Annotated in this window: 16 protein-coding genes and 1 pseudogene; 10 read left to right on the forward strand and 7 right to left on the reverse strand. The window is 63.3% G+C overall.

What is annotated here, in order from left to right; all coding sequences use genetic code 11:
- Window positions 1-46: 46 nt before the first annotated feature.
- Window positions 47-1,624: an alkaline phosphatase family protein gene (locus tag NKI63_RS09180; protein WP_352687330.1), complete on the reverse strand. Its 1,578-nt coding sequence runs from the start codon at window positions 1,622-1,624 to the stop codon at window positions 47-49.
- A gap of 224 nt (window positions 1,625-1,848) precedes the next feature.
- On the opposite strand from NKI63_RS09180, the gene NKI63_RS09185 reads away from it, so the two are divergent.
- The 4 genes from NKI63_RS09185 (at window position 1,849) to NKI63_RS09200 (ending at window position 4,964) form a co-directional block, all read left to right on the forward strand.
- Window positions 1,849-2,781 carry a VOC family protein gene (locus NKI63_RS09185; protein WP_352687332.1) on the forward strand — a complete coding sequence of 311 codons (933 nt, stop codon included), beginning with the start codon at window positions 1,849-1,851 and terminating at the stop codon, window positions 2,779-2,781.
- Between the two features lie 10 nt (window positions 2,782-2,791).
- The gene (locus NKI63_RS09190) at window positions 2,792-3,427 is read left to right on the forward strand and encodes an alpha/beta hydrolase (protein ID WP_352505036.1); all 636 of its coding nucleotides are present in this window, start codon (window positions 2,792-2,794) and stop codon (window positions 3,425-3,427) included.
- Window positions 3,420-3,719, forward strand: coding sequence for a GNAT family N-acetyltransferase (locus tag NKI63_RS09195; RefSeq protein WP_352687334.1), 300 nt, complete (start codon window positions 3,420-3,422; stop codon window positions 3,717-3,719). Before NKI63_RS09190 ends, NKI63_RS09195 begins: the two co-directional genes overlap by 8 nt.
- A 186-nt stretch (window positions 3,720-3,905) precedes the next feature.
- Entirely contained in the window at window positions 3,906-4,964 is a 1,059-nt protein-coding gene (locus tag NKI63_RS09200) for a dipeptidase (protein WP_352821158.1), read from the forward strand.
- A 42-nt stretch (window positions 4,965-5,006) separates the two neighbouring features.
- On the opposite strand, the gene NKI63_RS09205 is transcribed toward NKI63_RS09200, so the two are convergent.
- On the reverse strand, window positions 5,007-5,267 hold the full coding sequence (locus NKI63_RS09205) for a hypothetical protein (protein ID WP_352505038.1): 261 nt from the start codon (window positions 5,265-5,267) through the stop codon (window positions 5,007-5,009).
- 352 nt (window positions 5,268-5,619) lie between these two features.
- Here NKI63_RS09205 and betI point away from each other — a divergent pair, with 352 nt between their 5' ends.
- From betI to NKI63_RS09220, 3 genes and pseudogenes are all read left to right on the forward strand, one after another.
- Window positions 5,620-6,315 (forward strand): transcriptional regulator BetI, encoded by a 696-nt coding sequence (betI, locus tag NKI63_RS09210; RefSeq protein WP_352821272.1) that lies wholly within the window; start codon window positions 5,620-5,622, stop codon window positions 6,313-6,315.
- Between the two features lie 76 nt (window positions 6,316-6,391).
- A complete protein-coding gene (locus NKI63_RS09215; RefSeq protein WP_352505039.1) occupies window positions 6,392-7,693 on the forward strand; it encodes a flavin monoamine oxidase family protein in 1,302 nt (433 codons plus the stop codon).
- A gap of 27 nt (window positions 7,694-7,720) precedes the next feature.
- A pseudogene (locus NKI63_RS09220) lies at window positions 7,721-7,912 on the forward strand (aspartate aminotransferase family protein); the annotation flags it as partial.
- A 73-nt stretch (window positions 7,913-7,985) separates the two neighbouring features.
- On the opposite strand, the gene NKI63_RS09225 reads toward NKI63_RS09220, so the two are convergent.
- From NKI63_RS09225 to NKI63_RS09235, 3 genes are all read right to left on the reverse strand, one after another.
- Window positions 7,986-8,486 (reverse strand): DUF6496 domain-containing protein, encoded by a 501-nt coding sequence (locus NKI63_RS09225; RefSeq protein ID WP_352505040.1) that lies wholly within the window; start codon window positions 8,484-8,486, stop codon window positions 7,986-7,988.
- A 122-nt stretch (window positions 8,487-8,608) separates the two neighbouring features.
- A complete protein-coding gene (locus NKI63_RS09230) occupies window positions 8,609-9,286 on the reverse strand; it encodes a dienelactone hydrolase family protein (protein WP_352505041.1) in 678 nt (225 codons plus the stop codon).
- Between the two features lie 11 nt (window positions 9,287-9,297).
- A complete protein-coding gene (locus tag NKI63_RS09235) occupies window positions 9,298-10,032 on the reverse strand; it encodes a phosphoribosyltransferase (RefSeq protein ID WP_352821163.1) in 735 nt (244 codons plus the stop codon).
- Window positions 10,033-10,272: 240 nt separating this feature from the next.
- Here NKI63_RS09235 and NKI63_RS09240 point away from each other — a divergent pair, with 240 nt between their 5' ends.
- Entirely contained in the window at window positions 10,273-10,710 is a 438-nt protein-coding gene (locus NKI63_RS09240; RefSeq protein ID WP_352505043.1) for a DUF2267 domain-containing protein, read from the forward strand.
- A 49-nt stretch (window positions 10,711-10,759) separates the two neighbouring features.
- Window positions 10,760-11,230 (forward strand): YbhB/YbcL family Raf kinase inhibitor-like protein, encoded by a 471-nt coding sequence (locus NKI63_RS09245; RefSeq protein WP_352505044.1) that lies wholly within the window; start codon window positions 10,760-10,762, stop codon window positions 11,228-11,230.
- Window positions 11,231-11,254: 24 nt separating this feature from the next.
- Here the strand turns inward: NKI63_RS09245 and NKI63_RS09250 are convergent, their stop codons facing one another.
- Together NKI63_RS09250 and NKI63_RS09255 are read right to left on the reverse strand one after the other, a co-directional pair.
- Complete coding sequence (locus tag NKI63_RS09250) at window positions 11,255-12,730, reverse strand: FAD-dependent oxidoreductase (protein ID WP_352687337.1); 1,476 nt, start codon at window positions 12,728-12,730, stop codon at window positions 11,255-11,257.
- A gap of 1 nt (window position 12,731) precedes the next feature.
- Window positions 12,732-13,724, reverse strand: a complete 993-nt coding sequence (locus tag NKI63_RS09255; protein ID WP_352505046.1) for a hypothetical protein — start codon at window positions 13,722-13,724, stop codon at window positions 12,732-12,734.
- A gap of 205 nt (window positions 13,725-13,929) precedes the next feature.
- Here NKI63_RS09255 and NKI63_RS09260 point away from each other — a divergent pair, with 205 nt between their 5' ends.
- Window positions 13,930-14,886 (forward strand): alpha/beta fold hydrolase, encoded by a 957-nt coding sequence (locus NKI63_RS09260; protein ID WP_352505047.1) that lies wholly within the window; start codon window positions 13,930-13,932, stop codon window positions 14,884-14,886.
- Window positions 14,887-15,050 lie beyond the last annotated feature (164 nt).

Genomic DNA, 15,050 nt, shown 5'->3' on the forward strand with positions numbered 1-15,050 from the left:
CACACAGGTCGATAGAAGCCCGCGCCGGCAACGGCGCGGGCTTTGTTTATGGCGAGGGAAAGCCGGCGACATGGCCGGCAACGCCATTGTCCGTCAATTCGGCGAGCGCCAGAGATTGGTCGAGATGCTCGGCCCGCCAGGCAAGCAGCCTTTCGGCAAGTTCCAACCGCACCGGCAGATAGGCTGGGTCGTCAGCGACGTTGGCCAGCTCGCCGGCATCTTTTTCCAGGTCGAAGAGCAAGGGCGGCAGGCCGCCCCCGAAATTCACATATTTGAACTTTTGGGTGCGGATGACAGCGAGATTGCACTGACGCGGACCGATACCGAAATAGCGTTCTGCATCACCATCGGCGATCGAGCGGAAATCGAACTCCCAATGCGCCGCATCGCGCCAATCGTCCGGCTCCGTTGCGTCCAGGAAAGGCGCCAGCGAGCGGCCGTCGAGCCGCGGCAGCACTTCGCCGCCGGTGAGCTCGAGCCCAGTGAGCTCGAGCAAGGTCGGTGCCAAATCGACCGCCTCGGTGAAGCGGTCGACACTGCTGCCGGCAGCCTTGCGGCGGCGCGGATCGCGAATGATCAGCGGAATATGGAAGCTGCCGTCGAAGAAGCCGCCCTTGCCCAGCATGAAATGATCGCCCATCATCTCGGCGTGGTCTGAGGTCAGCACGATGACGGTGTCGTCCCATGCATCGGCCGCCTTGACCGCTTGCCAGACACGGCCAAGCTGCGCGTCGACCTCCGAGATCATGCCGTAATAGAGCGCCCGGATGCGGCGAAAACTATCGTCGCTCCAGTCGCGCACCTTACCTTCCGAGCCGGGGCGGAATTTCGACCGTTCCTGCCGGTCTAATTCATAGGCGAGATAGGGGTGGCTTGCTGCTTCGGCCTGCCAGCTTTCAGCGCGGTCAAAAGCTGGGCCGACGGCCGGATCGTACATGGTGTTGTAAGGCGCCGGCACGATGAAGGGCGGATGGGGGCTGATGAAGGAAAGGTGCGCGAACCACGGCGCATCGTGCTCCTGCTCGCCGAGCCAGCGGATGAATTCGCCAGCCAGGAAGGCCGACGGCGTCTCGTCCTTCGAATAGATTGGCGGGGCGTTGCTGATCTCGCCGTCGTTTTCCAGGATTTCGCCCGCCGGGCGGTGGATGTCGGGGGAGCCGGCGCCGGCATCGACGCCGCGCGCCTTGAGCCATGACAGCCAGGGCCTCTGATGCTCGGGCAGAAGCTGGCGCACGGTAAAGCCCGGCAGCACGCCTTCATAACTCTTCAGCTGCGGATCGCCAGGCGCCAGCGTGCGCGGGTCGCGCGCCGTGTCGGTATAACCGAACAGCGTCGGATCATAGCCGAGGGCGCGCGCCCAGAGCGCTATGTTGCCGTGGCGGGCGTCGAGCGGTGTGCCGTTGCGGCAGACACGATTGTTCATCTGATAGAGGCCGGTGTAGAGGCAGGCGCGCGCCGGCGAGCAAGGTGCGGCGCCGCCATAGTGCTTCCGGAACAAAACGCCCTCGGCAGCCAGCGCGTCGGCATTGGGCGTCCTTACCACCTTGTGGCCAGCAGCTGACAGGCAGTCGCCGCGCCACTGGTCGCAGGTGATCAGGAGAATGTTGGGGCGTTTTCCACTCAACCGCTGTATCCTCATGCTGGCTACATGCGTCGCTCATGGAGCGCAATTTCGGCGAGTATGCAAGCCGGTCCAGTTTGCCGAATGGTGAACAAGACCTGCTTCGTCGTTCACTTTAACAGCACAGTCCATTCTGTGTTTGCCGCCTTTGCGGCCAGGAGGCGGATGCTCATATTTGCGTGGACAGCGGCAAGGGCCGCACCGGCACAAGGAAGGGAGCCACAGATATGCTCGACCAGGTCAAAGGCCTGCATCACGTCACCTCGATGGCCAGCGATGCGCGTCAGAACAATGAATTCTTCACAGGGACGCTCGGCCTGCGGCGGGTCAAGAAAACCGTCAATTTCGACGCACCCGACGTCTACCACCTCTATTACGGCGACGAGGTCGGCACGCCCGGCTCGGTGATGACCTACTTTCCGTTCCCGAACATCGGCAAAGGGCGCCATGGAGTCGGCGGAGTCGGCACCACCGCTTATTCGGTGCCCGAGGGCACGCTCGGCTATTGGGAGAAACGGTTTGCCGAGCAAGGTGTCACCGGGCTGTCACGCGAGGAGACGTTCGGCGAGAAGCGTCTTGCGTTTGCCGGTCCCGACGGCGACGGGTTTGCGCTGGTCGAGGACAGAGCGGACAGCCGTGCGCCATGGGCCAAGGGTGGCATCCCCACCGACGAGGCGATCCGCGGCTTCCACTCGGTGTCGCTCAGGCTGAAAGATGGCGGCGCCACCGAAGAGCTGCTGAAATTCATGGGTTATGAGGAGGTCGACAAATCCGGCAACGTCAGGCGGCTGGCGGTGAAGAACGGCAACGGCGCCGATGTGGTCGATATCGAATCGCTGCCAGGGGCCGGCTTCGCCAATCTCGGCGCCGGCTCGGTCCACCATGTCGCTTTCGCCGTCGAGAACCGCGCCAAGCAGCTCGAAGTGCGCAAGGCGCTGCTCGATACAGGTTATCAGGTGACGCCAGTGATCGACCGCGATTATTTCTGGGCGATCTACTTCCGCACACCGGGCGGCGTGCTGTTCGAAGTCGCCACCAACGAGCCGGGCTTCGACCGCGACGAGGATACCGCCCATCTCGGCGAGGCGCTGAAACTGCCGTCGCAACACCAGCATTTGCGGCCCTATCTCGAGCAGCATCTGCAGAAACTGGAAGACTGAGGGCAAGGTTATGAGCAAGGATTCGTATATTCACAAGGTGCTGCCCGGTTCGCCGGGCGGACCGTTGCTCTTCGTCTTCCATGGCACTGGCGGCGACGAGGATCAGCTTCTGTCGCTTGGGCGCGATCTTGCGCCGCAAGCAACGATCGTTGCCCCGCGGGGCGATGTCTCGGAACAAGGCGCCGCACGCTTTTTTCGTCGTACCGGCGAGGGCGTTTACGACATGGGCGACCTCACGCGAGCGACGGACAAGATGGCCGGCTTCGTCAAGGCGCATGTCGAGGCGGCAAAGCCATCGTCGGTGCTAGGCCTGGGTTATTCCAACGGCGCCAACATCCTGGCCTCGGTGCTGTTTGCCGAGCCGTCGCTGTTCGACGCAACGGTGCTGATGCATCCGCTGATCCCGTTCGAGCCGGAGGTCAAGGGCAGCCTTGGCGGCAGCCGCATCCTGGTCACCGCCGGCAGGCGAGACCCGATCTGTCCGCCTAATTTGACGGCGCGGCTCGAAGCCTATTTGCGCGCCGATGGCGCCGATGTCACAGTCGAGTGGCATGACGGCGGCCATGAGGTGCGGCCGGGCGAGATCGAGGCGGCGCGGCAGCTGTTCGCCGTGGCGTCGGATGAAAGGACCGCAAGCCATGTCTGACCTATTGCCGGAAATTGAACTGGAGGACCGCGGCTCGAAGGGCCGCTACTTCCTGCGTGGGCCGGACGGCGCCGAGGCGGAGATGACCTTCACCAAGATCGGCGAGCACCAGATCATCATCGACCATACAGAAGTGCCGGATGCATTTCGCGGGCAGGGCGCGGGACTTCGCCTGGTCACCCGTGCCGTCGAGGATGCGCGTGCGGCGGGCAAGACGATCATCCCGCTTTGCCCGTTCGCCAATGCTCAGTTCCGCCGCCATCCGGAATGGGCGGACGTGCTGAAGCGGTAAGAGACAGCCCCTCGATGAATGACAGGAGAAAGGGTGCGCGGCTTTACCGCGTGCCCCTTCGACCATTGGCGGCGTACAAACACAAGGCAAACATGCGGGATTTGCGCAGAGCGCCCGTCTTACCTAAGTATTGGCAACAACCGGCTCGCCTTCTGCGGCCCGACCACTTCAACCGAATGGCCCCCCATGACCGAATCCGATCTCGTTCCCGTCTTCGACGGCCACAACGACACGCTGCTCAGGCTCTACCAGTCGAAGGATGCGGACGTCGAAAAGCTGTTCGTCGAGGGGACGCCGGGTGGCCATATCGACCTGCCGCGCGCGAAGAAAGGCGGATTTGCCGGCGGCATGTTCGCGATCTTCCCGCCGCCTGCCGAGAAATCCAAACGCGGTGCGGTGCCGCTGGCGCCGAGCGACAGCGAGCCCTTGCCGCCCGAGGTTCCGCGCGCCGATGCGCTCAACTCCACCGTAGCGATGGCCTCGATCCTGTTCAGGCTGGAGCGGGCTTCGGCGCTTACCGTCTGCCGCAGCGCCGGCGATGTGAGAAAGGCGATGGCGCAAGGCTCGATTGCGGCGGTGTTTCATATCGAAGGGGTCGAGGCGATCGACCCTGAGCTCACCCTGCTCGACGTTCTCCACGCAGCCGGCCTGCGCTCGCTCGGCATCGTCTGGAGCCGTCCCAATGCCTTCGGCCACGGCGTGCCGTTCCGCTTCCCCTCGTCGCCCGATACAGGGCCGGGGCTGACCGATGCCGGTAAGGCGCTGGTGAAAGCGTGCAACCAGCTGAAGATCATGACCGATCTTTCGCATCTCAACGAAAAAGGTTTCCGCGACGTCGTCGAGATCAGTGACGCACCGCTGGTCGCGACCCATTCAAACGTGCACGCGATCTGCGGCCATTCGCGCAACCTCACCGAATGGCAGCTCGGCGCGATCCGCGACTCCGGCGGCATGGTCGGGCTGAACTTCGCCACCGGGTTCCTGCGTGAGGACGGCAGGATGAACGCCGACACCAGCCTCGACATCATGGTGCGCCATGTCGATTCACTGCTGCAGGCGCTGGGCGAAGACGGCGTCGGCCTGGGCTCGGATTTCGACGGCGCTATGATCCCGGCCGTGATAGGCGACGTTGCCGGCCTGCCAAGATTGCTCGACGCTTTCGCGGCGCGCGGCTTCGGGCGCGCGCTGATCGAGAAGATCGCCTATCGCAACTGGCTCGGCATCTTGGAGAAGACCATCGGCTAAGCGGGTGATGCCGGCTTGTCCGGAACACAGGTTGGAGGCGGACTATTCGAAACCCATGCGTTTAAGCCAGTCCTGGCCAATGCCGCGGTCGCGGATGATCGGCAGCGGATCGGTCGAATCCAGCCTCGCACAAATGCGGTAGACCTCCAGCGTTTCAGCGCTCATCTCGCCGCGCTTGTAGAAGAACATGGCCGCGGCATAGCGGGTGCGGCCCGACCATTTTTCGCCGAGCGGCGTGTTGACCAGCTGCCACTGTTCGGCGGCTTCGGCGTCGATTTCGGGACTGTCGATGTCGTCGGCCATATTCAGAAATCCGCAGGCGATTGGCAGTGCGGCGGCCGAGCTTGATGACCAGCCGCGGCACCAGTTTGGCACGCTTCAGCAGCTTTTGATATTGCAGCTCGCGCCTGGCGTAGATCTCGACCCAAGATCCGCTACAGGCGGACTCGGCGGTGCTGATCTGGTCCGCGTGCCGGGATCGTTGCCTTTCGCCGACGGCGCCTTCGACGTCGTTTTCTATAAGGGTGCAGTCTCGACGAGAACATTCGAATATGGGCAGCCATGCAGAAGGTGCTTGACAGTGCCAAACACCGTCCCACTGATCTTCGCGGCCGAAGCCGGTCGGCTAGCCGGCGATGCTGGAGACCGTTACCCGATGAAGACAACAGAGGCGCGCGAAGCCCTCCTCGAACCGGCGCGAAAAAGCGATTTCGATAAGCGCGGCCGCAAAGCGTCGAAGCAGACAAGGCAGGTTCAACTGATCGAAGCGACTATCGATTCATTGGCCAAGCGCGGCTATTCGGAAACGACTATGGCCGACGTCGCCGACGGCGCCGGCCTGTCGCGCGGCATCGTCAATTTCCATTTCGAGAGCAAGGAGAAGCTGCTCGTCGCCACTTTGCAATACATGCATGACGAGTATTCGGCGCATTGGCGCAGCGCCTTGCAAAGGGCCGGCGATGATCCCGCCCGCCAGCTGCAGGCATTGGTGGCGGCCGATTTCGACCGCTCGATATGCAACAAGCGTAAGCTGGCTGCCTGGTGTGCCTTCTGGGGCGAGGCCAAATCGCGACCGAAATATCAGGCGCTGAGCAGCGCACGCGATGCCGTCTACCAGAACATCTTCATCGACCTTTGCGCGGCGCTCAAGCAGAACGGCTTCTATGCCTATGAGCCGCAAGTCATGGCGCTGGCGCTCAGCGCCATGCTGGATGGTCTGTGGCTGCATTTGATGATGGGCATCGAGGACGCCACACGCGAGACGGCGCTGCAGGCTGCGAACGAGTTCCTGTCTGCGGCATTCCCCAAGCACTATCCGAACTCCGCAGCCCGCGGTGCCAGGCCGGCGTGAACCATCAAAAAGAGGGTGGACCAGCAATGAAGACAATGATCCGGCCCCTGACATTCGAGAAGATCAAGGCCGGCTAATGAAGTTCAAGATCGAACGAGCCGATGTAGCCATCGTCGGCGCCGGCTTCACCGGCCTGTCGGCCGCGCGTGAATTGAACCACGCCGGCATCGATGTCGTGCTGCTCGAAGCCCGCGACCGTGTCGGCGGCCGCGTCGAAGCCGTGCAGAACGGGCTCGGCGAGCGGATCGACAGCGGCGGCCAGTTCCTGTGCGAAGACATGCCGGAATTGATGGCGCTGGTGCAAGCGCGCGGCAAGACATTGGTCGAGACCCATATCGCAGGCGAATTCGTCACGCAGCCGCGAATGGGCGAGGCGCAAGCCGGGCGCACTTACGGCACCGCGATGCGAATGCGCGAGCGGATGAACGCGATCGCACCGAACGACCCGACCATTGCCGGCTTGACGGTCGCGGCATGGCTCGATCGCCAGGCCGATCCCGACGATGCGAAGGCCGCCTTTCGGTCGATGATCGAGGGCCTGTGGTGCCTGGCAATGGAAAGGCTGCCGCTGTGGTACTTGATCGACAATGATCGCCGCATCACCAACGAGGTGTCGGAGCTGCAGTATTTCGTGGGCGAAACCATGCATTCGCTGGCGGATGATCTTGCGCGGGATCTCGGCGATCGACTGTGGCTGAATACAGCTGTCGAGGCCATTGAGCACGGGCCGGGAGGGGTTCGCGTCGTTTCGCCTGCCGGCGCGATCGAGGCACGAGCGGTACTGGTCGCCGTACCGCCGATGATGGCCTCGAGAGTAGATTTCGTGCCGCCGCTGCCGGCTGTGCTGAAGAGGGCCCTCGGCGTCTGGCAAAGCGGCGCGGTGATCAAGATGCTGGTGCGCTATCCCACGGCTTTCTGGCGCGACAGGGGCTTGAGCGGCATGGTGATGTGGCGCGACCCGCACGGGCTTTTTGCCTGCGATGCCAGCAGGGACGAGGATCATGCAGCACTTGTCGTCTTCATCGGCGGGCCGCTGGCGCAGCGCTGGCGGGATTTGGACGACGCGGCGTTACGCGCAAAGGTGACGTCAAAGCTGGAACAGGCGCTCGGTATCGAGGCGGCCGGCATTATCGATCTCAGTTATCGCGATTGGACTGGGGATCGCTGGAGCGGCGGCGGTTACAGCGATCTGATCGTGGATGTGACGGCAACTGATGCCGAACGCATTATCCGCGCCGGCGCGTCGCCGATTCATTTCGCCTCGTCGGAGCTGTCGCCGTCATTTCCAGGCTATGTCGAGGGCGCCATCGTCGCCGGCCGCATTGCTGCCCGAAAAATTATTCAGTCGGCCATCGACAGCAGAGCCTCGGGGTCATGAGCGAGGCGGATCGAGCTGCCGAGCGGGATTGACGCCCATTGCCACGAGCTCGGCCTGCTGGTCAGGCCGCTGATCAATATATGCGATATCCGTCATATGCGTCATGTCCCGCCGCTGATCATCACGCGCGAGCGGATCGACGACATGGTGTCGATCCTGCGCCAAGGCATTTCGCGCACGATGGACGATCTGCGCCGGGAAGGGGTCTGGCGGGGATAAGCGTTTATGACTGGCGTTCTCGCAGGTCGTTTGGGCCATATCGGGTTTCCAGGAGGCGAACTGCCGTCTTGAACTATGCGTGCTGTGCCCGCGTTCTGGCGGCCTTCTGCGCCGCCGCCTTCCTTCCGCTGGCGCCTTTCGTCTCGGCGGCCTTCTTTGCGGCGGCCGAGCGCTCCTCAGCCGTCCGGCGTGAGGCCGCACGCTTGGCCTGCTGCGAGAGCGCCTCGTGCGACGCCGTGCTCTTCGGCTCATGCTCGAGCACCTTGGAGACGGCTTTCGAGACCCGCGGGCGGCGTTTCGGCGTGCGTTCGCCCTGGCCGGCCTCATAGGCGTATTCGGCGCTCTTGCGCGTGCTCTCCTTCACCTTGCCCTTTTTGGGCGGGGGCAGGTCTACGCCTGCGCGTCTCGCCTCGGAAAGCCCGATGGCGATAGCCTGCTGGGTCGAGCGCGCGCCGTGCTCGCCGCGGCGGATTTTATCGATCTCCTCGTGCACGAACTCGCCGGCCTGGGTGCTCGGCGATTTGCCCTCGCGCTTATCCTTTCGGGCCTTCTCGATGGTTTTCTTCTCCGGCATTGTCTTTCTCCCACATATGGGTTGCGACAGCCATTCAGGTTGCAGCGGCGCACGATCTTATGAGGATCATAACGCGTTGAGGACGCAAATGATCCCGGGACTGGTGATCCAAGCCCCGGCTGTCAAGACGTCGACGCCGATCCGTCCGAAATCAGATGGCGCAAGAACCATTGAGTAGCGAGATCCGCGACTTCGTCCAGGGCGCCGGGCTCCTCGAACAGATGTGTCGCGCCAGGGACGATGGCGAGCTCCTTCTCGCCGCGGAGCGCCACCAGCGCCGAGCGGTTGAGTGCGATCACTTGCGTGTCCGCGCCTCCGACGACGAGCAAGGTCGGCGCCCGGACGCGCGGCAGGGCGAGCGCTGCGAGATCGGGCCGGCCACCACGCGAAACCACCGCCGCGGCCTGGTCGGGCCGCTCGGCCGCCGCCACCAGGGCGGCACCGGCGCCCGTGCTCGCGCCGAAATAGCCAAGACGCAACCCCGACGTGTCCGGCGAGGCGCCGAGCCAATCCGTGACGCCGACCAGCCGATCGGCGAGCAGTCCGATATTGAAGCGCAACTCGGCCGTGACCTGGTCGATCCGCTCCTCTTCGGCCGTCAACAGGTCGACGAGGAAGGTGGCGAGGTTCGCCTCGTTCAGCCTTGCGGCCACGTAGCGGTTGCGCGGGCTGTGGCGGCTGCTTCCGCTGCCATGGGCGAAGAGCACGAGGCCGCGAGCATCCGGGGGCAACGAAAGATTGCCCTCAAGCGTGACAGGCCCCGCGGGAACATGAACGACGTGCTCGCTATGCCGGTCCATATCCACCTCCGCTATGGCGATCTAGTGCCGCGCGCCGGACCCGCGCCCGCGTGCCCAGCCAACTCCTCTTCGGAAGCGGCAGGCTTGTCGGAAGCTGCAGGCTTGGGCACGGACCTGGCGACCAGCGCGCGGACCTCTTCATCGCTCGTCTGCGAGAAATCCACGTACCAGCGCCCGACACCGAGCAACGGCTCTGGTGTCGTCGTGCAAACGACCTCGTCGGCGTCCGCCCGCATCGCGTCGCAAGTGTCGGGGCTACCGACGGGAACGGCCGCGACGATACGGGCGGCGTGGTTTTTTCGCAGCGCCTTGATTCCGGCCCGCATGGTCGATCCGGTCGCAAGCCCGTCATCCACGAGGATAATGGTCCGTCCATTCAACTGCGGTGGGGGTCGCCCGGCCCTATAGAGGTGCTCGCGGCGCAGAAGCTCTTTTTCCTCCTTTGCAGCGACCGCGTCGATGACATATGGCGGGATCGCGAGACCGCTGACGATTTCGTCGTTCAGGACACGTACGCCGGAGGGCGCGATCGCCCCCATGGCCAGTTCCTCGTGGCCGGGGACGCCGAGCTTGCGCACGACGAAGACGTCGAGCGGTGCCTTGAGTGCCTGCGCGACCTCGTAGCCGACCGGCACGCCGCCTCGGGGCAGCGCCAATACGATCACGTCGTCGCGGCCGGCAAAGCGAACGAGCTCCCCGGCGAGTTGCCGCCCGGCCTCGCGGCGATCTGAAAATATGACGGCCATGACCTTCAATCCGCGTGCATCTGTTTTCCCGGTGGATGTGCTTTAACCAACCTGCGGCTACATCCCGTGGGATGGCTGATCGGCGACAGCAAATAAAACTCGTCCGCCCATGAGGATGTTCCGCACGCCGGCCGGGAAAGGCGGTCCGAAAAACCGCGGAATGCGCATCGGGGAACAACCGGCAGGTAGGACTGTTTGGTCACATCCGCCGTAATCGGATTTGAACGGAAGGAGGATTCGATGAACGCCACCGGACTCGACGTATTCGACAAGACACTGCAGACCACGAACATCTGGCTCGACGAGATCATGGACGAGATCGGACCGGATCGGCAGGTCGCCTGGCACGTTCTCGGAGCGGTGCTGCACGCCCTGCGCGACCGTATGCAGCCGGATCTTGCAGCCCACCTCGGCTCGCAGCTGCCGATTCTGGTGCGTGGCGCCTTCTATGACCAATATCAGCCTTCCAAGGCTCCCGAGAAGGTGCGGTCGCTCGACGAGTTTCTGGCCAAGATCAAGGCGGAGCTTGAATTCACCCGTCCGGTCGATTCCAAGGATGCATTCAGGGCCGTGTCCAAGGTGCTTGCCCATCATGTCGGAGAAGGACAGATGCACAAGGTCTGGGAATCCCTGCCAGGAGAGATCAGACGCGTCGCCGAAGCTCAGCAAGCGGCGTGAACGGCGCCGGCGCGGGTTTCTTGGTCGCAATCTTCTTGGGGAAACAGCAATGCCACTCACCCTTATCAGCCCGGCGTTCCCGGCAGGCGGAAAAATTCCCGAAAGGTATACGCGTGACGGCCAGAACGTCTCGCCGCCACTGAAGTGGTCCGGTGTTCCGGATGGTGCCAAGAGCCTTGTTCTTGTCGTGCTGGATCCCGATGCGCCAAGCGGGACTTTCGGGCATTGGGCGGTATTCAACATCCCACCCGATGCCGGTGAACTCGCCGAGGCAGCAGACGGCAAGCCCGGTCCGTCGGCACTCAGGCAAGGCACCAACGATTTCGGCAATGCCTATTACGATGGCCCGCAGCCGCCCGTAGGCCATGGCGTCCATCATTACCATTTCCGGCTGGCCGCGCTTGATGTGCCGAGCCTCAGCGTACCGGGACAGGCGGGCGTGCATCAGGTCTGGAAGCAAGCCCAGAAACACGCATTGGAGGAGACGGAGTTGGTCGGAACCTACGAACGGCCGGCGTGACGCGGGCGGCGTCGGTCGCCGCCTTCACAACGTAATCTGGGCAAGCGGTTTTCGGGCAGGGCCGTGGATGACCGAACCATCGGCCGCGAAGATCGAGCCGTGGCAGGGACAATCCCAGGTGTGGTCCGCAGTGTTCCAGGTTACGGTGCAGCCCTTGTGGGTGCAAGTCGCCGAAACCGCCTGGAGTGCACCTTCGGTGTCTCTCCACGCCGCAATCTTTTCGTCTCCCCTGACGATCACGCCCCCCATACCAGGCGCAATGTCGTGGGTGCTCGAGACGATCGATTGACTGCGGCCGTTCTTGTGGAAGTCCTCAGGATAGGCCCGGGCCGGATCGTAGAGTTTTTGCCATGGGCTCGGGCGGCCGCAGATCAGGTCGGCGATCATCGTGCCCACGGCCGTCCCGTTGGTGATGCCCCAGGCGTTGAAGCCGGTGGCAATGTGGAAGCCGGCTGCCTTGGCGGGATCGGGCTCGCCGGCATATGGAATCCTGTCGGCCGTATCATAATCCTCATTGCACCAGCGCCACGCGACGTCGCCGACCGAAAGGTTCTTTCTTGCCCATTTTTCCAGTTCGACAAACCGTTTGGCCACGTCGCCGTCCCAGCCGGTGTTGAACTTGGGGCCGAGCGCGACCAGCAGCGGCCCTTCGGCATCGTGGCCCGTGCGGATGGAATGCGTCGGATCGTCGATGCCGATGAACATGCCGTCGACAGTGAGGGGATCGTCGATCCGAAAGGCCATGGCGGTGTGGCAGCGCGGTTGCGTCCGGTTCGCCATGCCGATGGGGCTCTTCACCGTCATGTTGGTGGCGACGACGACATGCCCGGCATCAACGGCGCCGCCATCGGTGACGATGCGCCAGCGGCTTGCCTCGTCGATCGACGTGGCGCGGCTGTTTTCGAAGATCCGACCACCATGGGCCGTCACCGCTTCCGCCAGGCCAACCAGATACATCGCCGGATTGAACTGCGCCTGGTCAGAAAACCGTAGCGCGGCGGCCGTTTCGAAAGGCAGCGGCGCGTGGTCGAGGATCTCGGCCTCCAGCCCGACCTGGCGGGCGGCCTCCGCCTCGGCCGCGACCTCCGCGCGCCGGCTTTCATCGCAGGTGTAGGTGTAGGCGTCCTTGCTCTCGAGATCGCAGGCGATGGCGTACTCGCGAACCCAATCGCGGATCTGTCGGGCGCCGGCGGAATTCGCATCGGCGTAGACCTGGGCCAACTCCCGGCCGACAGTGTCGATGAGATGACGATAGATCAGTGCATGCTGCGTGGTGATCTTGGCCGTCGAGCGGCCGGTCACCTGGCCGCCCGTGCGCAGGCCTTCAACGACGACCACCGACCGGCCTGCCTCGCAAAGGCGAAGCGCCGTCGTCAGCCCGACAATTCCAGCACCCACGACAACGGCGTCCGCACGGATCGAACCTTCGAGCTGGGGATAGTTCGTGGATCTGGCTGCCGCTGCCCAACAGCTTCCCGGTTTTCCCAAGAGAATGGCCATTTCAACCGCGCTCCTTGCGTCTCGATGCACTTCCATCGACAACCGCGCCAGCAGGGGAACGTTCCCGAGCTTGGTTGCTTCTTTCAGTCATTGTCCCGCCACCCCGGGTCAGAAAAGCACCGGGAAGGCGCGAGGTGCAGGCCATCACCCAGGTGATCGCCTCGCGGTCGTATTCGTCGCCGGAGCGCCAGTCCTCGAAGAAGGCATTCAGCCTATCGACACGCCCCGGCCAGATGCCGGCGGCTTGCAGGCCGAGCGATACGCCGTAATTGGTGAAGGCGAACTTGGTATCGCGCAGCCATGGCGCGCGGCTGAAATAACCGGGCGGGTCGACCCACATCGTTTCCAGGGTTCGTAGCGAACGCCTCGTCTGGGCCTCGGCCCACGGCTCGTCGGGAAAGAAATGGGCGAGCCACAGCATCATGCCGAGGCCGAGGTCCTGGTCGACGTCGAGTGTGCGCCAATCGCGCTCCATCAGGTCACGCATCTGCGCGATCTCGGGCGCCAGTTCCTCTTCGTCGAGCATGCGATAAGAGACGTAGCCGTCATAGGCATCCATGCTGCCGAGGCCGTAGCCGGGGTAAGGACCGCTCAAATCCTCCTGCATCTTCCAGATCACGCCGCGGCCGGGGACCACAAACGCCGGGTGAATGTCCCGCGCCAGCGCAATGCCGCGTTCGCGGTATTCCGGCTTCAGATCGCCGAGACGCGCCAGGGCAAACAGCCACATCGCCAGATAGTGGAAATACTGGCCGTCGCGATCGGCCGCTTCGCCGATCCTCAATCCGCGCCGGCGGCCGAGCACACGCTCGACATCCACCACCAGCCGCTCGGCCTCGTCCAGCCAGCGCTCTTCGCCAAGTTCCGCATAAAGCGAGACGTAGAGCACGACCCCGAATGCATCGGTCCACAGATATCGCAAGCCGTTGGGCCAGATGCCTTCGGCGCGCATCCAGTCGAGTTTTTGCAGGACATAATCGACGTCACGCAGCATTGCGCCAAGCCCCGAATCCACGGCAGACTTTGCCGATGTTCGGCTCCATGCGATTGCGAGCATGCGGCATATCTGCCTCAGGTTGATCTGGCCAGATATCGCCAAACGATCTGATCGGCGGCGGGGTTCCTTGGTCGCTTCCACCGGCCGCGACCGGGAACCCTCGACCCGATCATGAGTTTCGGGTCCAGGCGCTCACAACGGGATGCGGGAGGTTACCAGTCATTTTCGGAGCCTTTCAATCGAGGAGGCAAAGTTGCGACACCGCCAAATCAGAGTTGACGGAATTACTGTCTTCTTTCGCGAGGAAGGGCCGGCCGACGCTCCCGTGCTTCTGCTGCCGCACGGCTATCCCTGTTCCTCCTATCAGTTTCGAAGGCTGATGCCCGGACTGGCTGATCACTGGCACACGTTCGCCCCGGACTTTCCTGGCTTCGGCTATAGCGCTACGCCCGACATGGCTGCATTCGGCTACGATTTCGAGACCTATGCCGGGTTTTTGGCGGCTTTCGCGGACACGCTCGGCCTGTCCCACTATGCGCTCTGGCTGCACGATTACGGCTCGCAGATCGGATTGCGCCACGCCATCGCCTATCCGGAGCGCGTTGCCGCGCTTATCATCCAGAACGGCGACATCTACGAAGACGTGCTTGGCCCGAAATACGCAGCCATCAAGGCGTATTGGAACGACAAGACGCCCGACAAGCATCGCCCGCTGGAAGAAGCGGTGAGCGAGGAGGGCTTCCGGCACGAGTTCATCGGTGAGGTTGGCGAGGTCGTGGCCGAGCGCGTGCCACCGGATCTGTGGAAACTCCATTGGCCTCTGATGGACACGCCGCCCCGTCGGCGGCTCGCGGTCGGCCTGATGGAGAAGCTGGAGGCGAATCTTAACTGGTTCCCGAAATACCAGGCTTATCTGCGCGAACGGCAACCACCGACACTGATCGTCTGGGGTCCTGAGGATGGCTACATGCCGGCCGCATCGGCCCGCGCCTACAAGCGCGACTTGCCGCAAGCAGAGCTCCATCTCCTCGATGGCGCCGCCCACTGGCTACTGGAAACCCATTTCGATGAGGCGCTTGCGTTGGTGCGCGACTTCCTCGCACGCGTTCACAGCCGAGCACCGACGCAACCGTCAGGTAACCTCTTGAACACGTGGTGATCCCGACAGGGATCGAACCTGTGACCTACAGATTAGGAATTTGTACCTTCATCAGCATATTATGCTGCCTGATAGCTGACATTCACGGCAACCAGCACCGAGACCCCAAAGCAGCCACTTGTTCGAGGAAATGCCTTGGCAGATCTTGTGGAGGAGATGCCGGC

This window comes from Mesorhizobium sp. M0410 (assembly GCF_040321435.1).
GTDB lineage: Bacteria > Pseudomonadota > Alphaproteobacteria > Rhizobiales > Rhizobiaceae > Mesorhizobium.